At 70.7% G+C, this 24,368-nt stretch carries 27 protein-coding genes and 1 pseudogene; 13 read left to right on the top strand and 15 right to left on the bottom strand.

Translation table 11 applies throughout. The annotated features are described in order from the left end of the window. The coding region (locus tag M3Q23_07040) for a hypothetical protein (protein ID MDP9341850.1) at positions 1 to 667 on the bottom strand (667 nt) is incomplete at its 3' end. Positions 668 to 862: 195 nt separating this feature from the next. On the opposite strand from M3Q23_07040, the gene M3Q23_07035 reads away from it, so the two are divergent. Then, entirely contained in the window at positions 863 to 2,230 is a 1,368-nt protein-coding gene (locus tag M3Q23_07035) for an alkaline phosphatase family protein (protein ID MDP9341849.1), read from the top strand. A 54-nt stretch (positions 2,231 to 2,284) separates the two neighbouring features. Next, positions 2,285 to 3,109, top strand: a complete 825-nt coding sequence (locus M3Q23_07030; GenBank protein MDP9341848.1) for a DUF2817 domain-containing protein — start codon at positions 2,285 to 2,287, stop codon at positions 3,107 to 3,109. Positions 3,110 to 3,146: 37 nt separating this feature from the next. Here the strand turns inward: M3Q23_07030 and M3Q23_07025 are convergent, their stop codons facing one another. Next, entirely contained in the window at positions 3,147 to 3,389 is a 243-nt protein-coding gene (locus tag M3Q23_07025; GenBank protein MDP9341847.1) for an Lrp/AsnC ligand binding domain-containing protein, read from the bottom strand. 162 nt (positions 3,390 to 3,551) lie between these two features. On the opposite strand from M3Q23_07025, the gene M3Q23_07020 reads away from it, so the two are divergent. After that, positions 3,552 to 4,757 (top strand): acetyl-CoA C-acyltransferase, encoded by a 1,206-nt coding sequence (locus tag M3Q23_07020; GenBank protein ID MDP9341846.1) that lies wholly within the window; start codon positions 3,552 to 3,554, stop codon positions 4,755 to 4,757. A gap of 42 nt (positions 4,758 to 4,799) precedes the next feature. Here the strand turns inward: M3Q23_07020 and M3Q23_07015 are convergent, their stop codons facing one another. Together M3Q23_07015 and M3Q23_07010 are read right to left on the bottom strand one after the other, a co-directional pair. Continuing rightward, a complete protein-coding gene (locus M3Q23_07015) occupies positions 4,800 to 5,234 on the bottom strand; it encodes a hypothetical protein (GenBank protein ID MDP9341845.1) in 435 nt (144 codons plus the stop codon). Between the two features lie 44 nt (positions 5,235 to 5,278). Continuing rightward, positions 5,279 to 5,794 carry an NUDIX domain-containing protein gene (locus M3Q23_07010; GenBank protein MDP9341844.1) on the bottom strand — a complete coding sequence of 172 codons (516 nt, stop codon included), beginning with the start codon at positions 5,792 to 5,794 and terminating at the stop codon, positions 5,279 to 5,281. 43 nt (positions 5,795 to 5,837) lie between these two features. Here M3Q23_07010 and M3Q23_07005 point away from each other — a divergent pair, with 43 nt between their 5' ends. Further along, positions 5,838 to 6,119, top strand: coding sequence for a hypothetical protein (locus M3Q23_07005; GenBank protein ID MDP9341843.1), 282 nt, complete (start codon positions 5,838 to 5,840; stop codon positions 6,117 to 6,119). Between the two features lie 30 nt (positions 6,120 to 6,149). On the opposite strand, the gene M3Q23_07000 is transcribed toward M3Q23_07005, so the two are convergent. The 4 genes from M3Q23_07000 to M3Q23_06985 form a co-directional block, all read right to left on the bottom strand. Next, on the bottom strand, positions 6,150 to 7,883 hold the full coding sequence (locus M3Q23_07000; protein MDP9341842.1) for a hypothetical protein: 1,734 nt from the start codon (positions 7,881 to 7,883) through the stop codon (positions 6,150 to 6,152). A gap of 16 nt (positions 7,884 to 7,899) precedes the next feature. Then, entirely contained in the window at positions 7,900 to 8,151 is a 252-nt protein-coding gene (locus M3Q23_06995) for a zinc ribbon domain-containing protein (protein ID MDP9341841.1), read from the bottom strand. A 102-nt stretch (positions 8,152 to 8,253) separates the two neighbouring features. Then, positions 8,254 to 8,493, bottom strand: coding sequence for a cell division protein CrgA (locus M3Q23_06990; protein MDP9341840.1), 240 nt, complete (start codon positions 8,491 to 8,493; stop codon positions 8,254 to 8,256). Between the two features lie 29 nt (positions 8,494 to 8,522). Then, entirely contained in the window at positions 8,523 to 10,880 is a 2,358-nt protein-coding gene (locus M3Q23_06985) for a penicillin acylase family protein (GenBank protein MDP9341839.1), read from the bottom strand. A 181-nt stretch (positions 10,881 to 11,061) separates the two neighbouring features. Here M3Q23_06985 and M3Q23_06980 point away from each other — a divergent pair, with 181 nt between their 5' ends. Continuing rightward, entirely contained in the window at positions 11,062 to 12,786 is a 1,725-nt protein-coding gene (locus M3Q23_06980) for a long-chain fatty acid--CoA ligase (protein ID MDP9341838.1), read from the top strand. 6 nt (positions 12,787 to 12,792) lie between these two features. Here M3Q23_06980 and M3Q23_06975 read toward each other — a convergent pair whose 3' ends face one another. From M3Q23_06975 to M3Q23_06960, 4 genes are read right to left on the bottom strand one after another with little or no spacing between them, the layout of a single operon-like run. Next, a complete protein-coding gene (locus M3Q23_06975) occupies positions 12,793 to 13,185 on the bottom strand; it encodes a PIN domain-containing protein (protein MDP9341837.1) in 393 nt (130 codons plus the stop codon). Next, entirely contained in the window at positions 13,182 to 13,409 is a 228-nt protein-coding gene (locus M3Q23_06970) for a type II toxin-antitoxin system prevent-host-death family antitoxin (GenBank protein MDP9341836.1), read from the bottom strand. Before M3Q23_06970 ends, M3Q23_06975 begins: the two co-directional genes overlap by 4 nt. A 19-nt stretch (positions 13,410 to 13,428) precedes the next feature. After that, entirely contained in the window at positions 13,429 to 14,001 is a 573-nt protein-coding gene (locus M3Q23_06965; protein ID MDP9341835.1) for an aminodeoxychorismate/anthranilate synthase component II, read from the bottom strand. Continuing rightward, the gene (locus M3Q23_06960; protein MDP9341834.1) at positions 13,998 to 15,491 is read right to left on the bottom strand and encodes an anthranilate synthase component I family protein; all 1,494 of its coding nucleotides are present in this window, start codon (positions 15,489 to 15,491) and stop codon (positions 13,998 to 14,000) included. Before M3Q23_06960 ends, M3Q23_06965 begins: the two co-directional genes overlap by 4 nt. Positions 15,492 to 15,750: 259 nt before the next feature. Between M3Q23_06960 and pheA the strand changes: the two genes are divergently transcribed. The 8 genes and pseudogenes from pheA to hisG all read left to right on the top strand — a co-directional run bounded on the left by pheA (position 15,751) and on the right by hisG (position 21,518). Further along, the gene (gene pheA / locus M3Q23_06955) at positions 15,751 to 16,572 is read left to right on the top strand and encodes a prephenate dehydratase (GenBank protein MDP9341833.1); all 822 of its coding nucleotides are present in this window, start codon (positions 15,751 to 15,753) and stop codon (positions 16,570 to 16,572) included. An 11-nt stretch (positions 16,573 to 16,583) separates the two neighbouring features. Next, complete coding sequence (gene hisC / locus M3Q23_06950; GenBank protein ID MDP9341832.1) at positions 16,584 to 17,627, top strand: histidinol-phosphate transaminase; 1,044 nt, start codon at positions 16,584 to 16,586, stop codon at positions 17,625 to 17,627. Further along, positions 17,624 to 18,229, top strand: coding sequence for an imidazoleglycerol-phosphate dehydratase HisB (hisB, locus tag M3Q23_06945; GenBank protein ID MDP9341831.1), 606 nt, complete (start codon positions 17,624 to 17,626; stop codon positions 18,227 to 18,229). Before hisC ends, hisB begins: the two co-directional genes overlap by 4 nt. Beyond that, the gene (gene hisH, locus M3Q23_06940) at positions 18,226 to 18,828 is read left to right on the top strand and encodes an imidazole glycerol phosphate synthase subunit HisH (protein ID MDP9341830.1); all 603 of its coding nucleotides are present in this window, start codon (positions 18,226 to 18,228) and stop codon (positions 18,826 to 18,828) included. Before hisB ends, hisH begins: the two co-directional genes overlap by 4 nt. Next, the gene (gene hisA, locus M3Q23_06935; protein MDP9341829.1) at positions 18,825 to 19,544 is read left to right on the top strand and encodes a 1-(5-phosphoribosyl)-5-[(5-phosphoribosylamino)methylideneamino]imidazole-4-carboxamide isomerase; all 720 of its coding nucleotides are present in this window, start codon (positions 18,825 to 18,827) and stop codon (positions 19,542 to 19,544) included. The genes hisH and hisA overlap by 4 nt, the downstream gene beginning before the upstream one ends. Next, the gene (hisF, locus tag M3Q23_06930) at positions 19,541 to 20,305 is read left to right on the top strand and encodes an imidazole glycerol phosphate synthase subunit HisF (GenBank protein ID MDP9341828.1); all 765 of its coding nucleotides are present in this window, start codon (positions 19,541 to 19,543) and stop codon (positions 20,303 to 20,305) included. The genes hisA and hisF overlap by 4 nt, the downstream gene beginning before the upstream one ends. Then, positions 20,302 to 20,628 (top strand): annotated as a pseudogene (gene hisI / locus M3Q23_06925) (phosphoribosyl-AMP cyclohydrolase). Before hisF ends, hisI begins: the two are co-directional and overlap by 4 nt. Positions 20,629 to 20,642: 14 nt before the next feature. Then, positions 20,643 to 21,518, top strand: a complete 876-nt coding sequence (gene hisG / locus M3Q23_06920) for an ATP phosphoribosyltransferase (protein ID MDP9341827.1) — start codon at positions 20,643 to 20,645, stop codon at positions 21,516 to 21,518. Between the two features lie 68 nt (positions 21,519 to 21,586). On the opposite strand, the gene M3Q23_06915 is transcribed toward hisG, so the two are convergent. From M3Q23_06915 to M3Q23_06905, 3 genes are all read right to left on the bottom strand, one after another. Continuing rightward, entirely contained in the window at positions 21,587 to 21,733 is a 147-nt protein-coding gene (locus M3Q23_06915; GenBank protein ID MDP9341826.1) for a hypothetical protein, read from the bottom strand. Further along, positions 21,730 to 23,343, bottom strand: coding sequence for an FAD-dependent thymidylate synthase (locus M3Q23_06910; protein ID MDP9341825.1), 1,614 nt, complete (start codon positions 23,341 to 23,343; stop codon positions 21,730 to 21,732). Before M3Q23_06910 ends, M3Q23_06915 begins: the two co-directional genes overlap by 4 nt. A gap of 22 nt (positions 23,344 to 23,365) precedes the next feature. Further along, positions 23,366 to 24,368, bottom strand: a 1,003-nt coding sequence (locus tag M3Q23_06905; protein ID MDP9341824.1) for a PASTA domain-containing protein, incomplete at its 5' end; no start/stop codon positions are given.

The raw sequence follows: 24,368 nt of genomic DNA, 5'->3' as shown, positions 1-24,368 counted from the left end.
CGAACGGACGGATCCGCGAGATCTCGTACAGGACGGCCGACTTGTGCTTCAGCAGCTGTCGGAACAGTCGGTGCGACCGCGCGAGCGTGCGGTCGAGTCGGTGCCGCGTCTCGGCGATCCGGTCGTTGGCGAGCTGGATCACATGTGCGGTCCGGATCTGCTCGCCCCGAGCGGCGGCGAGCTGGCTCGCCGTGTCCTGGAGATCCAGGGCGAGCTGCGCGTCGCGACGCGTCATCTCGTCCAGGAACGAGATCCGTGAGACCACGTCCTCCGCGGAGGTGGCGGTCAGCAGGTACAGGATCGGAGCTCCCGGCCCCATGATGTACGTCTCGCGGGAGCGCTGGGCCAGGAGTGCGTGCAGCCGCGCTTCACGCGCCGTCAGCAGGGCCACGCCACGCTCGAGCTTGGCCATCCGGGCCTCCGCGTGCGCGATCGCGGAGCCGTTCAGCGAGATCTCGGTCGCCAGACGGTTCAGGTGCCGTTGGAGGTCGCGGAGCTTCGCGGCGCGCTCCCTGATGTGGTCCTTCGTCTGGTGCAGGTCGTTCTGTGCCTGCTGCAAGCCCTGATCGGCGTTCGCAGGCGCCACCCGGAGCGCCAGGAGCGACACCGCGAGGAAGACGGCCACGAGCGCCGGTCGGACCCCGAGCAGGGGACGGGTGGAAGGCATGAGCATGAGACGGTACACGCGGTAGGTCGGAGGCGCTACGTCAGAATGGCCTAGGCCGGGCGTCGACCGGCCAGCCTCCCAGGCGCGAGGGCTCCCCTTCCACGGGTTGATGCGCGAACGGCTTCGCGCTCGTACCCTTCCCGCGTGCGAAGGGGTCGAAGGAGGAGCACGCTGGCTAGGCGCTCAGGCGTCGCCATGGGCGGAGGGCTCATCGTGGTCGCGGCGGTCGTATCGGCGACGCTCGGCGGACCGGCGCGCTCTCCGGACGCGCTCGCGAGGTCGAGGAACCTCGGCGTCTTCAAGCTCGATCACCTGATCTTCATCGTGCAGGAGAACCGGTCGTTCGATCACTACTTCGGCACCTATCCCGGCGCCGACGGGATCCCCCCGGGCGTGTGCATCCCCGATCCGGCAGGAGGTCAGTGCGCCTCGCCGTATCACTCGACGCTCGATATGCAACGGGGGGGACCGCACAACCAGAAGGCGGCGGTCACGGCGATCGACGGCGGGAAGATGGATGGGTTCGTCACCGCGCTCCCGCACACCGAGCACGGGTGCTACTTCCGCGCTTCCGTCCAATGCGCGCCGTACCTCGGTCCGGAAGGCCAGCCCGACGTCATGAGCTACCACACCCGAGACGAGATCCCGAACTACTGGTCGTACGCGGATCATTTCGTGCTGCAGGACCGGATGTTCGCCCCGACGGACTCGTGGACCCTTCCCTCGCACCTGTTCCTGATGTCGGCCTGGGCGGCCTCGTGCTCGGATCCCACCGACCCGATGTCGTGCTCCTCGAACCTCGACCTGTCGCTCCCCAGCCAGCGGTTCCAGTACGGGGACGATCCGATCTACGCGTGGACGGACATCACGTACCTGCTCGGCACGCAGGGCGTGTCGTGGGCGTACTACATCGCCCCGGGTTCCTGCCCGTTCCCGTGCAGCCCCGGCGAGCACATCGGCCCGGCAGGACGCACGCCGGCGACGAAGGACCCGCTCCCGGGGTTCACCGACCTGTACGAGACCGGCCAGCAGGGGAACATCAAGACACACACCGACTACTACTCGGCGGCCGCGACCGGCACGCTTCCCTCCGTGTCGTGGATCATGCCCGGCGACGGCGTGAGCGAGCACCCCTCGTCGAGTCGAGGGATTGCCGCCGGGATGGCGTACGTGACCGGGCTCGTGAACGCTGCGATGCAAGGCCCCGAGTGGGATTCGACGGCGATCTTCATCACGTGGGACGACTGGGGCGGGTTCTACGACCACGTGGCCCCGCCGCAGGTGGACAAGTTCGGCCTGGGGATCCGGGTGCCATTCCTGGTGATCTCGCCCTACGCGAAGCAGGGGCTGGTGGACCACCGTCGCGGCGACTTCTCCTCGGTCCTGCGGTTCATCGAGGACAACTGGAGCCTGCCCCAGCTCACCAAGCGCGACCGTGAGGCCGGCGACCTGTCCTACGACTTCGACTTCTCGCAGTCGCCGCGGCCGCCCGACCCCCTGCCCCAGCGCACCGACTGCCAGGGAGCGATCTTCTCGCCCCCTCCGCCGGATGCGTACCACTGATGAGGGGGGCTCGCCCGCGAGGCCGGATCGGATGGCGAGCGATAACGTCTCCCCATGTCGATCCTTCGGTCCCGGGGAGGAAGGGCCGTGGCCGGTGCCGCCGCGATCCTGGTGCTTGCCGGCGGTGCAACCGTCGCGGCGGCTTCGCTGGACCGAGACCAGGCACCCACCGGGGCCGCTGTCCCCGCGAACCCGGGACCCCGGCCCTCCCGCCAAACGGTTCACCAGCATGCGGCCACGCCCTTCCGCACCTCACTCCTGCTCGGACATTCGGTGAGGCATCGAGCCATCAAGGCAACGGAGATCGGTGCGAAGTCGGGCGCCCTCACCTTGCTGGTCGTCGGCTGCATCCACGGCAACGAGCCTGCCGGGATCGCGGTGGCCCGCGATCTCCTGAGCGACGCGCCGCCCAAGCACGTCACGCTGTGGGTGCTTCCGGACCTCAACCCGGACGGGGTCGCCGCCGGAACCCGCCAGAACGCGCGTGGAGTGGACCTGAACCGGAACTTCCCGTGGCGGTGGCGGCGAATCAGCCACCGCGGAGACCTTCACTATTCCGGGCCCCATGCTCTGTCGGAGCCGGAGAGCCGGATCGCCCGTGCGCTCATTCTTCGGGTCAGGCCCCACGTGACGATCTGGTTCCATCAGAGCGACAACCTGGTCGACCAGTCGGGCGGCACCCCGGCGATCGAGCGCCGCTACGCCCGGCTGACGCACATGCGGCTGGCCCGGCTTCCCAGATACCCGGGCAGCGCCGCCGGCTGGCAGAACCACCGACTCCCGGCAACGACGGCCTTCGTCGTCGAGCTCCCTGCGGGCCGTCTCACCGCTCGCGGCGTAGAGCGGTTCTCCGACGCCATCCTGCGGCTGCTGCGGTAGGCAGGTCCGCCTGGCGGGTGTCCGCCCAGGGCGGGCCTCAGGACAGGTGGACCACCGGGCAGGTCAGGGTTCGGATGATCCCGGGGCTCTTCTGGATCTGCACCACGACGTTCCGTCCCAGGTCGTCCAGGTTCCGGGCCTCGGCCACCACGATGATGTCGTAGGGGCCGCTCACGTCCTGCGCCGACGCGACGCCCTTGATCTTGGCGATCTCGCGAGAGACGTCGCCGGCGGGGCCGGCTTCCGTTTGGATCAGGATGTATGCCCGAAGCGTGCTCATGCCGCCCCCGTCCTCGCCGTCGTCTCGTCGGTCGAAGTATGGCAGCGTAGCCGACCTTCCAGCCGTTTGACCCGTCAGGAGGCCGGGCATACAGTGGCGGGGTCGTTTGTTACTCTTCGGTAGGTTAGCAAAAGAGGGCCACTTCGCGGAAGGAGCGTCGTCATGCGCGAGGCCGTGATCGTCGAGGCCGTCCGCAGTCCCATCGGGAAGCGGAACGGCTCACTCTCCGGGACCCATCCCGTCGACCTGTTGGCCACCGTGCTCCAGGAGCTCGTGGCCCGGTCGGGCGTCGATCCCGGCCTTATCGAGGACAACATCACCGGCTGCGTGTCCCAGGTCGGTGAGCAGTCCCTGAACGTCGGACGCAACGGCTGGCTCGCGGCCGGTCTTCCCGAGACCATCCCGTCGACCACCGTCGACCGCCAGTGCGGCTCGTCCCAGCAGGCGGCGCACTTCGCCGCGCAGGGCGTGATCGCGGGTGCATACGACGTGGTGGTGGCCTCCGGGGTGGAGAACATGACCCGCGTGCCGATGGGCTCGTCCATGGCCGGCGCCATGCCGTTCTCGACGCAGCTGATGACCCGCTACGAGGGCAAGCTGGTCCCGCAGGGCATCTCGGCGGAGCTGATCGCCACGAAGTGGGACCTCTCCCGCGAGCAGCAGGACGACTTCGCCTACCGCTCGCACATCCGGGCGGCCCGCGCCACCCAGGAGGGCTACTTCCAGCGGGAGATCGTCCCGATCAAGCTGGCCGGTGAGAACGGCGGCGCGCAGCTGCTGGAGCACGACGAGGGCATCCGGTACGACCCCGACCGGGCGAAGATGGGAACGCTCCAGCCGTCGTTCCAGAACCCCATGTTCGACGACATGTTCCCCGGGCAGATCAACTGGTCGGTCACCGCGGGGAACTCCTCGCAGATCTCCGACGGCGCCTCTGCCGTGCTGATCGCGTCGAGGGAGAAGGCCGAGGAGCTCGGGCTGAGGCCGCGGGCCCGGTTCGTGTCGTTCTCCCTGGCAGGCGACTCGCCGATCCTCATGCTGACGGCGCCGATCCCGGCCACCCGACGGGTGCTGGACCGGGCCGGCCTGAAGCTCGAGGACATCGAGGTGGTCGAGATCAACGAGGCCTTCGCGTCGGTCGTGCTGGCCTGGAAGAAGGAGCTCGGGATCCCCGACGACTGGTTCGAGGACCACGTGAACCCGAACGGCGGCGCGATCGCGGTGGGGCACCCGCTGGGGGCCACGGGGGCGAAGCTCCTGACCACGATGCTGCACGAGCTGGAGCGCCGGGGCGGCCGCTACGGGCTTCAGACCATGTGCGAGGGCGGCGGCATGGCCAACGGCACCATCATCGAGCGCCTGGACTGACGGCTCGCGCGGCCGCGCCGGGGCCGTCACGCGCGGCCGCCGTCACGACACCTGGTAGCCGGACTTCTTCAGGGCGTCGATCGCGGCCTGGATCTGTTGCTCGCCCGGGATGGCCTGGGAATTGGCCTCGTCCACGAACGCCTGGACCTTCGGCACGTCGCCCTTCTCGGCCACGGTGGCGAAGCCTCGAAGCGCTGCGGCCAGCAGGTGCAGCCCGTCCACGAGATTCCCGTTCGCCGTGGCGGCGTCGGTGGGCGTGGCCAGCTCGTGCAGGGAATCGGCCTGGCCGTCGATGACGTCGGCCGCTTGCCGGACGGTCGACGCGGCTGCGGCCAGCCCCTTGCGGTTCGAGGCGGCTCCGATCTTCGAGAACACCTTCTGAAGCTGGGCGGTCAGGTTCTGCCCCGCGTCGTTCACCTGCTTTTCGAACTGCGCGTGGTTGAGGGGCGCGGCCCGGCTCCCGCACCCTGCCGCCACGACGGCGACCGTGAGCCAGACCAGGACGGTACGGGCGTGGCGACCTACCAGGCCCCCTCGCGTCGGCCGCGCGCCCAGGTCTCCAGGCTGTCCGGGCAGAAGGTCCACTCCTCCAGCCGGCGCTCCAGCTCCTCCGGCGCGAGCCACCCTCCCCACGCCACCTCCCCTGGGTCGATCCGGATCTCGCCGTCCCACCGGACCTCGTAGACAGCAGACCAGGCTCGCTCCTGTCTACCCACGTAAAGGTGCCGGAACACCTCCCGGAGCCGGACTCCGCCAACGCCCAGCTCCTCCGCGAGCTCGCGGGCCGCCGCGGCCTCGTACCGCTCGCCGGCCCCGACCATCCCGGCCACGAACATGTCGTAGTGCCCTGGGAAGACGTCCTTCGAGTCTGACCGCCGATGCACGAAGACGTCGCCGCCCGTCCGCCGGCACAACACGGCCACGACCCGGTGGAGCAGGTTCTGCGCGCGGACCTCACGCCGGGTGGCCTGCCGCAGCACCAGATCCCGGTCGTCCACCACGTCCACGATCTCGTCGCCGGGCTCGGGGACCGCCATGGCGCCCATCGTACGGGCGGCGGCGTGTGGTTCACTGGATCGCATGGTGCTGCGGGTGATCGTCGCCATCGCGCTGGCCGCGTTGATCGCGCTGGTCGGGCTCAAGGCGCTGAAGGCCGTGGGAGGCGGGGCGACGCCTCGGGTTCGCAGCCCCGAGGACTCGGAGGACGTCGCCGACCTGGCGGTGTTCTTCGTGTGCCGCGAGTGCGGCACTGAATACCAGGTCACCCGCCTGGGCGAGGTCCAGGTCCCCCGCCACTGCGGCGAGAAGATGGAGGTCGTGCGCCGGCCCCGGGCGGTTCCCGGCGACCCGACCCTCAACTGAGCCTCGCCCGCCGGCGCCTCGCGAAGAAAGCTACGACGCCTGCATGGCCTCCCAGTTCCAGGTCCGCCAGTCCACGGCCTTCAGCTTCTTCCCTGAACGGGTGGCCGCGTTCCACATGCCAGTCAGCCACACTGCCCCGTGGAGCTGGGTGGGGTCCGCGCCGGGGTCGGGCGAGGCGGACATGAAGTCGCCCCACCGGCAGGAGCCCAGCCGCGTGCCGAAGAAGCACGTGGCGTCCAGGTTCGGGCCGGGAGATTGCTTCACCAGGGTCCAGGCCGACTGGGGATCCGTCGGGGTCTTGTCCACCATGAAGATGGCCGAGTCGGTGGCGGCCGACGACGTGTTGAAGCCCAGGACCATGGTGTCCCCGAACGCCGAGCCGGCCGGCGACACCAGCCGGTCGGGCGCGATGGCGCCGTTGAACGCGAACAGGGTGGGGTTCGAGACACGTCCCGACTGGAGCAGGGCATGGCCGGTGGGCTCGATCTCGTACCAGTCGATCGCGCTGCCCGCGCCGCCGGCCACGGTGTGCTCGGTCCAGATCGCGTTCACCCCACCGTGGGCCGGGTCCACCGCCGACACCGCCTGGAGCAGCCGGGCGTCCTGTGTGGCCAGCCTGGCCGGGGACGCGTTGGCCTCCGGGGCGTCCGGGGGGATGCGGTACTGGCTCACCGGGACGGACCGGCCCGGCGAGACCACGCCGCTCCCGTCGACGGCCGCGGTGACGGAGAACAGGGAGACGAAGCTCCCGGACGAGTGGGGTCTGGAAACAGACTTCGACGCGACCACCCACCCCGTGGGATCGGTGTCGGTCTGGTTCACCCCCACCGGGGTCCAGGCCCGGGAGCCGTCCGGGTTGTGCAGGTTTCCGGCCACGCCCACCTGGAAGCTGTCGGATGCCGGGCAGTCGGGGCCCGGCGGTGGCTTCGTGACCCAGTCCACGTCGGAGCCGACGTAGGGCTGGTTCCTGCGCCCCAGGTCGAAGTCGTTCACGCCCCAGAACACGAGCGACTGGCTGTCCCCGAGGTGGGGCTGGTCCGGGAGGATCGCGCTGAACGACGAGGGGTCGTCGTAGCCCACGCCCACCGTGTACTTGCACCAGTCCCCGGCGCCGCCCGGCGAGGAGGTCTTGGAGAAGCCGAACAGGAAGTCGAACCCGTTCGTGAGGTTCCGGTAGGCCACGTCGGCGTCCAGCACCACGTAGTAGAAGCGCTGGGTGCCAGGGTCCCAGATCACCTCCGGGTCGGTCAGGAAGAAGTTTTCCTTATCCGAGAGCCCGCCCAGCTTGGCCAGGGTTCCGGTCGACAGGGGCGCGTTGGCCGTGCGGCTGTAGATGGCGAACTTCGTGTTGACGACCTCCACGTAGCGGTCAGGGCCGATGGCGCCGTTCGAGTCGGAGGGGGAGCCGGTTGGGTCGAACACGCCGTTCCAGGACCGTTCGAGGACCGGCGCGCTGTCGGCCGGAGCCTGGCCTGAAGCCGCCGCCGCCGGGGTCTTGGGAACGCCGCGAGCGGCCAGGGCCTTGGCCCGGGAGAAGGCGGCGGGGTCGGGGACCAGGTAGCCGCGGCGGTGAAGCTGCCGGGCGGCGGCGGTGCTCCTGGGAGAACCTTCCACAGCCGCGGGGCGGGCCCGATCGAGATGGAACGGGCTTCGGGCCGACGCGTGGCCGGCCGGTCCGAGCCCTCCGATCGACAGCGCCATCACCGCGCTGCTGCTGGCGATCGTGACGGCACGCCGAACGTGCCCCCGTCGAAGCCCTCGCATTCGTCCCTCCCCCTGCTCAGCGGCCCTCGGTGATCTCCCGGGCCTTCTCCTGGAGTTGCTTGAAGTCTCGATTGCGCCGCCGGCCCTCCGGCAGCAGGGCGTCGGTCTTGGAGAACCCCCAGCCCGAGAACCGCACCGCCACCCGCCCGTACACCCGCTTCAGCTCGCCCCCGCACTCGGGGCACGGGCCCGGCGCCGCCTCGCCCATCCGCTGGATCAGCTCGAGGCGGTGCCCGCAGGACCCGCAGCGGTACTCGTACAGCGGCATGTCCACAGGATATCCACCGGGCTGTCCACACCCGCGGTCATCCGCCGTCCACCGTGGGGAAATCCGATGGGGATAATTACACGCGTGTTGTTTCTGTTCGCGTCAGCGCCATTGCGTGGCCCCGAGGAACCCGACGGCGATGCCCCCGAGGCCGAAGAACAGCCAGAAGTTCGAGGCGGTGCCATGGGTGCCGGGCATGATGCCGAGGTAGTTGATCACGATGATGGCGGCCCCTCCGAACAGCAGGGACAGGATGATCGCGCCGACCCACCGGGGCGACGGCTTGGGTTTCTTCTTGGGCGGCGGCTGGTAGCGGCGCCGCTTCGACTTCGACCTCGGCATCGGGACAGATAGTACCTATCTCGTCCGTCCTAGCCCGGCTCCAAAGTGAGCCGGTGCTCCCCGTGCTGTTCCACGGCGGGACGCGACAGCGGCAGCGGATGGTACTCGCCGCGGGCCCAGGGCCCGATGAAGTCGTTCCAGTGCTCGGAGGCCGGGTTCCCCGACTGGCCGGTGGTGTGCATGCCCACGGACTGGTCGAGATCCGACAGGTCGATCACGTGTCGCCACGAGGACCCGCTCACCACCTGGAACCCCACGCCCGGCTCGAACCCGGCCGCGGCCACGGTGTGCTCGTCGCCGCCGACCTCCTCCGTGCCGGCCACGAACAGCTCCTCCATGCCGCGCAGCAGGGACAGCGGGTGGGCGAACACGGCCTTGTGCAGGGCCCCCCATCGCCAGGCGGACAGGTCGTCGCCGAACGCCGACGCCAGCTCGTCCAGCGCTCTGCCCAGGGCCCGGCGGAGGACCTCGTCGCGGGCCTCGCGGCCATCGGCCCCGAACCACCGGGCCGTGGGGTACCGCAGCATCGCCGGGAGGACCCGGTACATGAACTCGCTGTCCCACTGCCGGTGGGCGTAGTAGTGGGCGAACAGTTCGGGGCCGAGCGCCGGCGCCAGGACCTCGTTCGCCAGGTGCTTCCCCCAGGCCTGGTAGATGGCCGCCGGCGTGGAGTCGACCGCCATGTCGGCGTCCCATCCGGCCAGGTACGCCAGGGCTTCCTTCTGCCGCTCGTCCGCCGGCTCCACGTCCACCAGCAGCGGCAGCGCCTCGCGGGCCGCGATGGACACGGTGTCGCGCTGGATCCGACCGAAGGTTTCCCGCGTGTGCTTCTCGGTCGCCGTGAGCATCTCCACGATCCGCCGCACCCGGAATGGCGGGATGAAGTCCTTCGTGATCAGGAACGGGTAGGAGTCCTCGTGGACGCGGTGGTTGGCGGTGGCCAGGAGCCCCTCCTCGGGGTTCTCCGACCGCGGGAGCTCCTCGAACGGGATCCAGCCGTCCCACTCGTACTCGTCGGTCCATCCGGGGACCGGCACGGTCCCGTCGCCCTTGCGCCGCAAGGGATACAGACCGGAACACTGATACCCGATGTTCCCATCGACGTCCGCGTACACCATGTTCTGGCCGGGGCACTCCCACCCCCGGGCTGCGTCCCGGAACTCCTGGAAGCTGCGGGCCCGGGCCACCCGTAGCAGCGTGCTGGGCTGGACGGCGTGATCCGCGCCCACCCACCGCAGGGCGTAGGTCTCGGTGATCCCACCCTCGACCACCTGGGGCGTGGCTATGCCGATCAGGTAGGAGTCGAGGATCGGCCCGTGGCGGGTCTCCCGAACCTCCAGGACGTCGGTGTCGCCACCCCGGACCTCGATCTCCTCACGGTGGATGATCAGCGGCTCCCACTTCCCCTGGTACAGGGCGGCGGTGCCGTCGTCCGACAGCCGCTCCAGGTATAGGTCCTGCACGTCGCCCTCGGTGTTGGTGAGGCCCCACGCGTGGTGCGGGGTGTGCCCGATCACGATGCCCGGGGCGAAGGGGAGGGTCACCCCGGAGGCCTCGTACCCGGGCGCCGAGAGGTGGCACTCGAACCAGATGGACGGCGTCTGGAGCTGGAGGTGCGGGTCGTTCGCCAGCAGCGGCTTGCCGGACGCCGTCCGCGACCCGGCCACCACCCAGTTGTTGGAGCCCTGCCCCGGAGGCGGCAGCGGGGTCTGCCTGAGGATGTCCATGGCGGAGCGTCGGGAGGCCGGCCCTCCCTGCCTCCCCGGGATGGCCACGGGCGGCTCGGTGGTGGATGGCGGGAACAGGAGCTGCATGGCGTCCCACCCCAGCTTCTCGGCCACCGAAGCCCGCAGGAGCTCTTCGTCGAAGTTTCGGGACAGGGACCAGGCCATGAACGCCGCTCCAGCGGCCCCGTAGGCCAGCCCTTCCGCCCCGTGGGGGACGGGATCCGGGTCCAGGTCCAGGATCCGGTACTCGACCGGCAGCGCAGGCATGACCTCCAGCCACGCCACGTGTCCCTCCAGCGCGGCAGTCGCCATCTCGAGCGACTCGTCGTCGTACGTCGCCACGATTCGGTGCGCCGCCCGATTCAGCCCGACGGTCCGGGCGAACCGGTCGATGGCGACGGCCATCTGGCTGAACATGGTGGACAGCCGGCCGTTCGAGAAACGCAGCAGGAAGTCGAGCTGGAACAGCCGCTCGGACGCCACCACGAACCCCTGCGCGAAGAACAGGTCGTGCAGGTCCTGGGCGTAGATGTGCGGCACGCCCCACCGGTCCCGGACGACCTCGACCGGGCCGTGCAGGCCCTTCACCCGCAGGGTCCCCTCCACCTGCGGCAGGGCCTCCCGGGCCTGCTCCTTCAGCGCGTCCACCCAGTCGCTCACGCGATCCCCCTTGTCGCCCGAAACCTACTGGCCGGTAACGCTACGGTGCGGGCCCGAAGATGAGCAAGCGGCCACCGGCCCAACGAGGACCGAGTCGACCGGCCCGATCAGGGCAAGTCCGCCATTTGTGGGCGGTCCGCGCGGACTGTCATGATGCCTGCATCCGAGGGAGGAGAGGCCCATGACCGACCACCGACCCTGGTTCGCCAGCTATCCCGAGGGCGTGCCCCATACGCTCGAGCCCTACCCCGAGAAGTCCTTGTTCTCGGCGTTCGAGGACACGGTTCAGAGGTTCCCGGACCGGCCGGCGCTGGCCTGGTTCGGCAAGCACCTGTCGTACCGCGAGCTGTTGCGAGAGGTGGAACGGTTCTCGGCCGCGCTGGTGGGGCTGGGGGTCAAGAAAGGGGACCGGGTCGGGCTGATCCTGCCGAACTGCCCCCAGTACGTCATCGCGTACTACGCCACCATCCGCATCGGCGCCGTGATCGTCGGCAATAACCCCCTGTACACCCAGCGCGAGCTGACCCATCAGCTGACCGATGCGGGCATCGAGGTCGCGGTGGTCCTCGACCAGCTGTACTCGAACGTCGCCGCCGTCCGCGACCAGGTGGGGCTCCGCGAGGTCGTGGTGTGCGGGCTCGAGGACTACATGCCGTTCCCCAAGAACATCCTGGCGCCGCTGCTGGTGTTCAAGAAGAACGCGAAGAAGGAGGGGCACCCCTGGCCTCCGGTCCCCGCGGGGGCCAAGGTCCGCTGGTGGAAGCAGCTGATGCGTGGCGCGGGGAGCATCCCGCCGGTTGCACGGGTGGACGCGAAGAACGACGCCGCGGGCTTCATCTACACGGGCGGGACCACCGGGCTCTCCAAGGGGGCCATGCTGTCGCACCACAACCTGGTCTCGAACGGGCTCCAGGCCACCGCGTGGTTCCCCGGTCTTCGTCCCGGCCAGGACTCGATCATGGCCGTGATCCCGTTCTTCCACTCCTACGGGATGACGGTGGCCATGAACCTGGCCATGCAGAACGGCCTCAAGCTGGTCATGCTGCCGCGGTTCGAGCTGGACCTCACGCTGAAGGAGATCCAGAAGGAGAAGCCCACGCTGTTCCCCGGCGTACCGCGGCTGTACATCGCCATCAACGAGGGCAAGGAGACCCCGCAGTACGACCTGTCCTCGATCCGGTACTGCCTGTCGGGCGCGGCTCCCCTGCCGCTGGCGGTGGCGGAGAAGTTCGAGAAGATCACCGGATCGCGCGTGGTGGAGGGGTACGGGCTCACCGAGACCTCCCCGATCACCCACGCGAACCCGTTGGAGGGCAAGCGAAAGGAAGGCTCCATCGGCCTGCCCGTTCCCGACACCGACTGCAAGCTGGTGGACCTGGACGACCCAACCAAGGAAGTCGATCAGGGCCACGAGGGCGAGCTGGCCATCTCGGGCCCGCAGGTGATGCTGGGGTACTGGAACCGCGCCGAGGACACCGCCGGCATGATCCGGGAAGGCACCGACGGGAAGCGCTGGCTGTTCACCGGGGACATCGCCAAGGTGGACGACGAGGGGTACTTCTTCATCGTGGACCGGAAGAAGGACATGATCCTGGTGTCCGGGTTCAACGTGTACCCCACCGACATCGAGCAGGTCCTGTACCGCCACGAGAAGATCGAGAAGGTCTGTGTGGTTGGGGTGCCGGACAAGACCACCGGCGAGGCGGTGAAGGCGTTCGTGGTGCTCCGCCAGGGCCAGCAAGCCACCATGGAGGAGCTCATCGGGTGGTCCCGGGAGAACCTCACCGGCTACCGGGTCCCCAAGCAGATCGAGTTCCGCGACGCGCTGCCGGAGACGCTGGTGGGCAAGGTGCTGCGCCGCGTGTTGCTGGAGGAGGAAAGGCAGAAGCAGGCCGCCTCGAGCTGAGCTGAGCTACCAGACCGCCACTGGGCGCGGGTGACGGTAGGTACGCAACGCTCCGTCCTTCGTGACCAATCGCCAACCGTGCTCGATCGCGGTCGCGTAGATCAGGCGGTCCGCCGGGTCGCCAGGGAACGACGACGGAAGGGCCACCGCCGTGTCCGCGATCGCCGGGGTCAGCCCGACCGTCCGGACCTGGCGGGCCAGCTGCTCGAGCCATGAACGGATGGGGATGGTCAGGGCGATTCGCTCGTGCCTGGCAAGCCAGGCCAGCTCGAACCACGAGATGGCGGACACGGCCAGCTCATCCGCACCTCCCAGAGCCTTGCGGGCGGCTGCGCTCACGCGATCCGGCTCGGCGGACCACCAGTGGACGACGTGGGTGTCGAGCAGGACCGTTGTCACGGGAGGTTCCAGGCGACTCCGGTCGCGAAAAGATCCTCTTCCGTGCCGACGGTCATGGCGATACCGGCGAGTGCGCCCTTCAGGGCATGCGAGCCGGTCGCCGGCACGAGGCGCGCCACCGTCCGCCCGTGCTTGGTGATCTCCACCTCTTCGCCCGCGGCGACCTCGTCGAGCACCGCGAGGATCTTCGCCTTGGCCTCGGTAGCGGTCAGCTTTCTGGTCATGAGATCAGTATAGCGGTCATCATGCGAGGGCCAGCATCAGGAAGTTCTCCACGAGCTTGGGGCCGTCGGGGGTCAGGATCGACTCAGGGTGGAACTGGACGCCGTAGCGGGGAAGGTCCCGGTGCTTCAGGGCCATGACCAGGCCGTCGTCCGTTTGGGCCGTGATCTCGAGCTCGGGCGGAAGGGCCTCACGGTCGACCACCAGCGAGTGGTAGCGGCCGGCCTGGAAGGGCTGGGGGAGCCCTTCGAAGATTCCCTGGCCGGTGTGGTGCACGGCGGAGGCCTTTCCGTGGACGGGTTCGGGGGCCCGGTTCACCGTGGCGCCGAACGCGGCGCCGATGGCCTGGTGGCCCAGGCACACGCCGAGCAGCGGCGTCTCCGGGTCGAGCGCCGCGATCAGCTCCACGAAGCAGCCGGCGTCCTCGGGCCTGCCGGGGCCCGGCGACAGGATCACCGCGTCGGGTCGCCGTGCGGCGAGCGCCTCCACCGGTTCGGCGTCGGAGCGCACCACCTCGGTGCCATGGCCGAACCCCTCGATCAGCTGGACCAGGTTGTAGACGAACGAGTCGTAGTGGTCGACCACCAGGATCATCGGCCCCACCCCCCGACCGCCTGGAGCAGCGCCGACGCCTTGGCCTCGGTCTCCCGGAGCTCGCGCTCGGGGTCGGAGTCGGCCACCACCCCGGCTCCAGCCTGGACGTGGGCCCGCCCGTCCGAGACCACCGCGGTCCGGATGGTGATGCAGAAATCCAGGTCGCCGGCGAAGGTGAGGTACCCGACCGCGCCGGCGTAGGGTCCCCGGGCCACCGGTTCCTCCTCGGCGATGATCTCCATGGCCCGGTGCTTGGGCGCCCCGGTCACCGTTCCGGCGGGGAACGCGGCGGCCAGGGCGTCGAGCGGGCCGGCCCCGTCGGGAAGCTCGCCCTCCACCGTGCTCACGATGTGCATGACCCGAGAGAACCGTTCCACCGACATCAGCTCGGTCACCCGGACCGACCCGGCGGTGCACACTCGGCCCAGGTCGTTGCGGGCCAGGTCCACCAGCATGGCGTGCTCGGCGCGTTCCTTGGGATCGGCCAGGAGCTCCTCCTCCAGCCGGTGGTCCTCCTCGGCGTCCCGGCCCCGGGGCCGTGTCCCCGCGATGGGCCGGGTGGTCACGCGGCGTCCCTCCACCCGCACCAGCGGCTCGGGCGACGAGCCCGCCAGCTCGAGAGGGCCCGGCATGCGCAGAAAGAACATGTAGGGCGCGGGGTTCACCACGCGCAACCGGCGGTAGATCGGCAGGCCTCCGTCCGGCGCGGGGACGGAGAGCCGTCGCGACAGCACGGCCTGGAAGATGTCGCCGGCCAGGATGTGCTCCCGGGCCCTTCCCACGCTGGCGCGGAAGGCGGCCTCGTCGACGCTCACCGTGGCGTGCGGGGGAGTCCCCTCGGCGCCGGCCGGCTCGGGGAAGAGCGTCCCGTTCGCGTGGATGCGGAGAGCCATCTCCTCCAGGGCCCGAACGCCCTCCTCGCGCCCCGCGGACCCGGGCACGTGGGCCACCAGGAACAGCCGCTGCCGCCAGTGGTCGAACACGGCCGCCCGGTCCGCCACCAGGAAGCGCATGGGCGGGACCGGCGCCTGGCCCGGGTGGGGATGGCCGTCCAGGAGGAGCGCCGCCTCGTAGGCGAGGTAGCCGACCAGTCCGCCGGTCAGCGGCGGGAGCCCCTCCAGCCGGGGGGCCCGGAGGGCCTCGGCCACCGCTCGCAGGGCCGGGATCGCGGGAGTTCCCGGCGCCGGCTGCTGGACGGGCAGGCTCCTGGCGACGTGTTCCAGGCGGAGCCCGCTGCCGTCCACGGTGACGATCGTCGCGGGGTCGCCGGCCACGAACGAGTACCTCCCCCACCGCTCCGACCGCTCCACGCTCTCGAGCAGGGCGCCGGGCCGCCCGTTCGCTAGCGCGGAGAACACGCCGACGGGGGTCGACACGTCGGCCAGCAGCTCCGCCCACACGGGCACCAGGGGCCAGCGCGCCGCGAGCCGGTCGAAGGTCTCGGCGTCGGGCTGGATCCGCAGTCCGGTGTCGGTCCTGAGCGCTGCCATTTGCTCCTCCGTGGAACTGTCTGGGGTTCTCGTCTGAAGTTCGAGGGCCGGGAACCAGGAAGGCCCCGGTACGAGCCCGGGGCCTTCGGCGCTGCGCGCTGCGCTCTGCGGCTAGACGCGCGGCGGCGCCGGGCTCCCGGAGCCCCAGGGCCAGCGCCAGGTCGCAGCGAGTCCTGCCACAGTGCGCCGATTGTGGGCGAGCCGCTCTCGATTCGTCAAGCCGCCGGTGCCTTCGCCGTGGGAGAGTGGCGCCGTGGCCATGCGCTCGCGTGTTGCGTACCAGGGCGATCCCGGCGCGTTCTCCGAGGAGGCTGCCCGCGTGCTGTTCCCGGACGGGGAGGCCGTGCCGCACCGGACCCTTCGGGAGGCGTTCGGCGCGGTCACGTCGGGGCTGGCCCACTATGGCGTGGTGCCCGTGGAGAACTCGCAAGCGGGGTCGATCAACGAGACCTACGACCTGCTGGCCTCGGGCGGTGCCTGGATCGTGGGCGAGGTGGTGGTGAACGTGGCCCATGCGCTGCTGGCGCTGCCCGGGACCCGGCTGGAGGAGGTCCGGGTCGTCTCGTCCCATCCCCAGGCTCTGGCCCAGTGCCAGGAGTTCCTGGCCGGGCTGGACGCCGAGGTCGTCGCGGTGTTCGACACCGCCGGCGCGGCCCGGCGGATCGCCGACCAGGGCCGGACCGGCGAGGCCGCGGTGGCGTCCGAGCGGGCCGCCGGACTGTACGGCCTGGAGGTCCTGGCCAGCGGGATCCAGACCGATCCGGGGAACCGCACCCGGTTCGCCGCCATCGCCACGGACCACCAGGCCCTGGGCAAACCCGACAAGACCTCGCTGACCTTCGCCACGCCCGACGTCCCGGGCGCGCTGGTTCAGTGCCTCCGCCAGTTCGCCGATCGCGGCCTCAACCTGTCCAAGCTCGAGTCCCGGCCACTGGGCGGCGGCGAGGCCTGGCGGTACCGGTTCTTCCTGGACGTGGAGGCCGGCCTGGAGGACCCCGCGCTGCAGGCAGCGCTGGCGGACCTGGAGCGAGACGCGGCGGTCGTGCGGGTGCTGGGCTCGTATCCTCGCTGGAAGCCATGAACGATGGAGGCGTGCCCGAGCCGCGGCCCGGGCTCCGAACCGTGGAGGTGTACGAGCCTCCGCAGCCCCAGGTGCCCGTGCGCCTGAACACGAACGAGTGCCCGTACCCACTGCCGCCCGCGTTCGTGGAGGAACTGGCGGCGTTCCTGCGGGACGCCCAGCTCCACCGCTACCCCGACCGGGAGGTCCGGGGACTGCGAGGCCATCTGGCGGACCGGCTCGGGGTGGGGTCCGAGGGCCTGTGGGTGGCCAGCGGCTCGAACGAGATCCTCCAGCAGGTCCTGCTGGCGTACGGCGGTCCGGGCCGGCGGGCCCTGGTGTTCGAGCCCACGTACCACATGTACGCGCGGCTGGCCTGGATCACGCACACCGAGGTCGAGCGCGTCCCGGTGGAGGCGCCCTTCGTCCTGGGTCCGGACGCCGTGCGGCGGGCCGCCGACGCGGCCGCGGAGGTCACCTTCGTGTGCTCGCCAAACAACCCGACCGGGAACGCCCAGCCGCTGGAGGTCGTCGAGGAGCTGGCCCGGGCCGTGCCGGGGCTGGTGGTGGTGGACGAGGCGTACGTGGAGTTCGGCGGCAAGTCCGCGATCGGCCTGGTGGACTCCTGCCCGAACGTCCTGGTCGTCCGGACGTTCTCGAAGGCGTTCGCGCTGGCCGGGGCCCGGCTCGGGTACTGCCTCGCGCAGCCCGCGGTGGTGGAGGATCTCCGGCGGGTCCGCCTTCCGTACCACGTCTCCGCCCTCACTCAGGCCGCGGGACTGGCCGCGCTCCGCCACGCCGAGGAGGCGATGGCCATCCTGGACGCAGTGCGGCGCCAGCGGGACCGCATCCTGGAAGAGCTCGCCGGGCTGGAAGGTGTGGAGGTGTTCCCCTCGGACGCCAACTTCGTGCTGTTCCGGCCGGCCAGGGCGGCCGCCGAGGTGTGGGAGAGCCTGGTGGAACGCGGTGTGCTGGTCCGCGACGTGTCCGACCAGGTGCTGGGGTGCCTGCGGGTGACGGCGGGGACCCCCGAGGAGGTCGACCAGTTCCTGTGGGCGCTGAAGGGGACCCTGTGACCACGGCCCGGGTCCGGGAGGCCACGGTGGAACGGACCACGCGGGAGACCAGCGTGAAGGTGGTCCTGCGCGTGGACGGCACCGGGACGACGAGCGCCGAGACGGGCTTGCCGTTCTTCGACCACATGCTCCGGCAGCTGGGGACGCATGCGGGATTCGACCTCGACGTGACGGCCTCCGGGGACCTGGAGGTCGACGCGCACCACACCGTGGAGGACGTGGGGATCGCGGTGGGGCAGGCGCTGGCCGAGGCGCTGGGGGACAAGGCCGGAATTCGCCGGTTCGGGTCGGTGTCGGTCCCGCTGGACGAGGCGCTGGTGGAAGTGGCGCTGGACCTGTCGGGGCGTCCGTTCGTGGTCCACGAGGTCCCGGTTCCGGCGGAGCTGATCGGGACCTACGACCCCGGGCTGACGGAGGACTTCGTGCGGGCCTTCGCCACCGCTGCGGGGATCACGTTGCACGCCCGCCTGGTCAGCGGCCGGAGCCCCCACCACATCGTGGAGGCCGAGTTCAAGGCCCTGGCCCGGGCGCTGGGTGATGCCTGTCGGGTGAGCGGCGGCGAGGGCCAGGGGCCGCCTTCCACGAAGGGCGTCCTGGCGTGATCGCGATCCTCGACTACGGGATGGGGAACCTGCGGTCCGTGGCCCGGGCCATCGCCAGGGTGGGTGGCCGGAGCGAGGTCACCTCCGATCAGGCGGCGGTCCGGCGGGCGGACGCCATGGTCGTTCCCGGCGTGGGCGCGTTCGGGGCGTGCATGCGCGGACTCGTCGGATCGGGCCTCGACGCGGTGATCCGGGAGTTCGCCGCGGACGGGCGGCCGGTACTCGGCGTGTGCCTGGGGATGCAGGTGCTATACGAGGGGAGCGAGGAGGATCCGGACCCCGGGCTCGGCCTGCTCCGCGGTGCCATCAGGCGCCTGCCGCCCTCGGTGAAGGTCCCCCACATGGGCTGGAACGACGTCCGGTGGAGGACGGATCATCCCTTCGTCCGCGGCATCCCCAGCGGCACGCCGTTCTACTTCGTGCACTCGTACGCGGCCGAGGCCGACCCTTCGGTGACCGTCGGCCAGACCGAGCACGGGCGGACGTTCGCCGCGGCCGTGGCGAAAGGCTCCCTGTTCGCCACGCAGTTCCACCCGGAGAAGTCCGGGGACGCCGGCCTGGCGCTGTACGAGAGCTTCGTGAAGGAGGTGGAGGCGTGATCGTCGTCCCAGCGATCGACCTGCGGGGCGGCCGGGTGGTCCGGCTGAAGCAGGGCGACCCGGCCGACGAGACCACGTACGGCGACGATCCCGTGGAGATGGCCCGCCGGTTCGAGGCCGAAGGTGCGGTGCTCCTGCACGTGGTCGACCTCGACGCCGCCTTCGGCACCGGCCACAACCGCGAGGTCGTGGCGGCGATCTGCGGCGCGGTGTCGATTCCCGTCCAGACGGGGGGTGGGCTCCGCACGCACGACGCGGTGGCGTCCGCCCTGGCTGCGGGGGCGGCCCGGGCGGTCCTGGGAACCGCCGCCGCGAAGGACCCCGAGTTCGTCCGGGAGGCCATGGCCCGCCACGGGGACCGCATCGTGGTGGCCGTGGACGTCCGGGACGGCCGGGTCATGCTCCGGGGCTGGCAGGAATCCGGCGGCGGCCTCGACGCCCTCGTGCCGGCGCTCACGGCGGCCGGCGCGCCTCGGTTCCTGGTCACCTCCATCGACGTGGACGGGACGCTGGAGGGCCCCGACCTCAGGCTGTACGAACGGGTCCTGTCCCTGACCGACCGCCCGGTCCTGGCCAGCGGCGGCGTTTCGGCCGTCATGGATCTCCGGGCCCTCGCCGCCACCGGCGTGGAGGGTGTCGTCGTGGGCAAGGCCCTGTACGAGGGAACCCTCACGCTTCGCGACGCGCTGCACGCGCTCCACGAGGCCCGGCGGTGACGCTGGCCAAGCGGGTCATCCCGTGCCTGGACGTGGACGCCGGGCGTGTGGTGAAGGGCACCAGGTTCGTCGACCTTCGCGACGCGGGCGATCCGGCGGAGCTGGCCGCCCGGTACGGACGCGAGGGCGCCGACGAACTGGTGTTCCTGGACATCACCGCCACGGTGGAGGGGCGCGCCTCCACCTACGACGTGATCTCGCGCACCGCCGAGGAGGTGTTCATCCCACTGACGGTGGGGGGCGGCGTTCGGGTGGAGGGTGACGTCCGCGCGCTGTTGCGGGCCGGGGCCGACAAGGTCGCCGTGAACACCGCGGCGGTCCGCGACCCCGGGCTGCTGTCCCGGTGCGCCGAGCGGTTCGGCACCCAGTGCATGGTGGTGGCCATCGACGCGAAGCGTTCCGACGGCCACTGGGAGGTCGTGGTCGACGCGGGCCGAACCCCGACCGGCCTGGATGCGGTGGAGTGGGCCGCGGAAGCGACCGAGCGGCGGGGCGCCGGCGAGGTGTTGCTCACCTCGATCGACCGCGACGGGACCGGCGAGGGCTACGACGTCGAGCTGCTCCGAGCGGTCGGCGAGGCGGTCAAGGTCCCGGTGGTCGCCTCCGGCGGCGCCGGCGCGCTGGAGCACTTCGCGGAGGCGCTCACCGACGGCCGGGCCGACGCGGTGCTGGCGGCGTCCCGGTTCCACTTCGAGCAGATCACGCTGGCCGAGGTGAAGGCGTTCCTGGCCGAGCGAGGGATCCCCGTGAGGCCGGCGTGACCGAGGCGGAGCGGGCGCTTGCAACCGACGAGTTGCGCTTCGACGACCGGGGGCTGATCCCCGCCGTGGTCCAGGAGGCCGGCACCGGCGAGGTCCTGATGGTGGCGTGGATGAACCGCGATGCGCTCGAACGCACCCTGGCCGACGGCCGAACGTGGTTCTGGAGCCGGTCCCGCCAGGAGCTGTGGGCCAAGGGCGAGACCTCCGGGAACGTCCAGCACGTCGAGGAGGTCCGCGCCGACTGCGACGGCGACGTCCTGCTGGTCCAGGTGCACCAGGTCGGCGTGGCCTGCCACACCGGCGAGCGCTCGTGCTTCCACCGGGAGGTTGCCGGCTGATGCTGCGCCTGGTCATCCCCAAGGGCTCGCTGGAGGAACAGACCCTCGCGCTGCTGGAGGCGGCCGACCTGCGGGTCCGGCGCGGCTCGTCCCGCGACTACCACGGCCGCATCCAGGACGACCGCATCGAGCGCGTCTCGCTGCTGCGCCCCCAGGAGATCCCCCGGTACGTGGAGGATGGCTTCTTCGACCTCGGGATCACCGGGCGGGACTGGGTCGCGGAGACGGGGGCGGGCGTCGAGGTGCTCGCCTCGCTCGAGTACGCGAAGAGCGGCGCCGGGATCGTCCAGATCGTGCTGGCCGTGCCGGTGGACAGCCCCGCCGACCGGGCGGAGGACCTGCCGGCCGGGACGCGCATCTCCACCGAGTACCCGAACCTGACCAACGCGCACTTCGAGCGCCTCGGGATCCCGGTGCGGGTGTTCCCCTCCTACGGCGCCACGGAGGCCAAGGTGCCCGACATCGTCGACGCCATCGTGGACGTCTCCGAGACCGGCGGCACGCTCCGCGCCCACGGGATGAAGGTCATCGCGACGCTGCTGGAATCGGAGGTGCTCCTGATCGCCAGCCGCCCCGGCGCCGCCGACCCCGAGAAGCGCCGGGCCATGGACGACATCACCACGCTGCTGCTGGGCGCGTTGCGCGCCCAGGGCCGGGTGCTGATCAAGCTGAACGTCTCCGAGGAGTCGCTCAAAGACGTTCTCGAGGTGCTCCCAGCCATGAAGGCGCCGACGGTCTCCCCGCTGGCGGACGAGGGCAACTACGCCATCGAGACCGTCGTCGAGAAGGCGTACGTCAACACCCTGATCCCGTTGCTGAAAGCACACGGCGCCACCGACATCCTCGAGCTGCCGATCTCGAAGATCGTCCCGTAGCCATCAGTCGGGGATGTTGCGAGCGGGCGCCGTCCTCGGTCATCGTAGCTGAGCGATAGTCCCGCGGGCTATGGCCGTCCGGGCGGGGGGGTCGCTCTGCGCGTGCGACGGCCGCGGAACAACAGGATCCAGCCGGCGGCCGAGACGACGATCGCGGCCGCGGCCAGGACGACGAAGCCGATGATGATCCAGGTCTCGCGGACGACGGCGATCATGGCTGGCGGGTTTCGGCGTCGAGCTGGCGGCGACGGACGTCGGTCCTCCGCTCGGCCTCCAGGCGCTCCAAGTCGACGTTGGAGTGGTCCACGAACGACATGGCCGCGGCGATGGCTGGATGCCGCTCTTCGATCAGCCGGTGCATGTTCTGGGCCACGCGCCGGTACGTGGGGTGACCCTGCGGGGTCGTTCGAAGCTCGATGAGGTGCATGGCCTCGCGCGCGTTCATGTGCATGTAGAACCGGATGCGGTAGGCCATGCTCACCGCGTACTGGGCAGCCTCCGCTAGTCCATGGCGGACTAGCTCGTCGTGGAGTGCCGCCGACTGCTCCATGACCCGGTCCCAGTCCGACGCCACCCCGGCTTCCTCGACCTCGGGAGGCCGCTCGAAGCCCAGCGCCGGCGACAGCCGCTGCCACTCCATCGTCAGCATGCGGTGGCGTTGGAGGTCGCGGAACGCGCCGTAGTCGCAGCTCACGTCGAACCGGTACGCGGTGCGCTCGAAGGCCCGGCCGGGCTTGTGGCGCCGGTTGGTGCGGTTCCCCACGTATGCACGAAGCATGGCCACGCGCTCATCCGCCGTCATCGCCCGGGCCCGCGCCAGCAGCTGCTCGTCGGGCAGTCCGGACGCCGCGTACAGCGCGGACGCGACCACCTTCACCTCGCCCTCCGGGTCGAACTCGGTCAGCGCCACCTCGGGCTGCGGCCACGGCGCCTCACCCTGCCTGGACAGCAGCCGCGCCGCAGCGGCCTCCGTGTCTGCCCGGGTCTCGGCCAGGTACGCGGACCAGGCGCCCCCGCGATCCGGGCGGTCGACCCGTGTCAGGAAGGCGGGGATCACCTTTCGCAGCTCGATCAGCATCATGTCCGCGTAGGCCCGCACCTCCTCCAACGGGTTCGCCCGCATCCGGAGCAGCAGCTGCTCGTAGGCCTGCCCGCTCGCGTAGATGCCGACGTTGGTACGGGTGGCCGCCGGCAGGAGGCCTCGCAGCGTGTCGCAGGCCTTCGCCCGGATGGTCATGCGATACACGAAGTCCGAGTCGGCGGGGTCCTGGGGAAAAGCCCTGCGGTAGAAGTCCTGCAGCGGGCCGAGCCACCGCGCGTAGGCCTCGAAGGCGCCGTCCAGGACGGCCCGGTAGCGTTCGGCAATGGGCGACGCCTGGATCTCCGGCGGCTCCACGTACCGCCACCGCCCCCCGGGGCGGTCGTCGTACGGGACGTAGCGCGTGGACTGTTCCAGGTAGCCCGCCAGGCGGCCCCACTCCAGCACCTTCGCCAGCAGCTGCGAGGACTGCTCGCAGGCCAGGTGCACTCCGCCGAGCTGGGCTACGGAGTCGTCGCCGTACTCCAGGAAGACCCGCTCGTAGAGCTCCTCGGCTCGCTTCGACCCGACCACCACCCCGCCTGAGCCCGACGACTCCCCCACGAACTCGTCCAGGAACAGCCGCCGGAGCGATTTCGGCGAGCGCGAGTACCGCGCGAACAGGGCTCCCTTCACCACCTCCGGCAGGTTGACCAGCGCGAACACAGGCCCGTCGAGTTCGGTGAAGTGGGGGGCCAGCAGGGCCCGCTCGTCCTCGGTGAACTCCTCCTGCGCGAACCAGATCATCCGGGGGATGGTAAGCCGCGCATCAGCCCTTGGTGGCGCTTGGGCTCGGCGACGGCGAACCGGTGGGGCCGGTCGGGCCTGTGGGGCCGGTCGGCGACGGCGGTGGGAACGACGTGAAGATCGTGACCGTCGATCCGGCCGGGACCTCGCTCCCCGGGGGCGGGTCCGTCGATGCGACCTTGTCCAGCTCCGGGCAGTTCGGATTGGACTGGTCGGCCTGGCCCCCCGACTGGACCTGGAACCCGTCGGCTTCGAGCTCAGCCCTCGCGTCCGCGACGGACTGGCAGATGACGTCGGTCGGGATCACCGCGGTGGGTTTCCCGCTGGACGTCACGTAGTCGATCGCGGTGCCGACCGAGACGGTCTGGCCCGCCTTCGGGACGGTGCGAACGATCTTGCCGGGCGGGATGGTGGCGCTGGGCGCGGTCCCGACGGCCTGTCCCAGCTGGAGCTTGACCTGCTGCAGGGTCAGCGTGGCCTGCTTCGGGCTCTGCCCGGTGAGGTCGGGGACGGCCACCTGCTTCGGCCCGGTGGACACGGTGAGCTGGACAGTGGTGTTCTCCTTGACCTGGGTGCCCGCGGCCGGGCTCTGGTCGATCACCGTGTCCTTCTGCTTGCTGCTGGGCTTCTCGGTGGTGGAGAACTTCAGCCGGGCATTCCTCAGCTCGATCTTGGCGGCCTCCACGTTGATGCCGACCACGCTGGGAACCTTCACCGTCGGCGTGGAGCCGATGAGGCTGGTGGCCAGGATGATCAGCCCGCCCACCAGCACGCCCAGGATCAGCAAGCCGAGGAGGATCCCGGCCGCGATCCGGCGCCGCCGCCGGCGCTGGTCGTCCACCACCGGGACGGGCAGCACGGCGGTGTCCCGAACCGGCCGCGTCAGCACCTGCGTGGCCTGCTCCGGGGCCAGCACCGGGGTGGCGGCCACCGCCTCGCCGTGCAGGACCCGCTCCAGGTCCTCCCGCATCTCCTCGGCCGTCGAGTAGCGGTTGGCGGGGTTCTTGGCCATGGCCTTCATCACC

This window comes from Actinomycetota bacterium (genome assembly GCA_030774015.1).
In the GTDB taxonomy this organism is placed as follows: domain Bacteria; phylum Actinomycetota; class UBA4738; order UBA4738; family JACQTL01; genus JALYLZ01.
The sequence above is the reverse complement of the archived record's forward strand: the minus strand, read 5'-3'. Positions and strand labels throughout refer to the sequence as shown.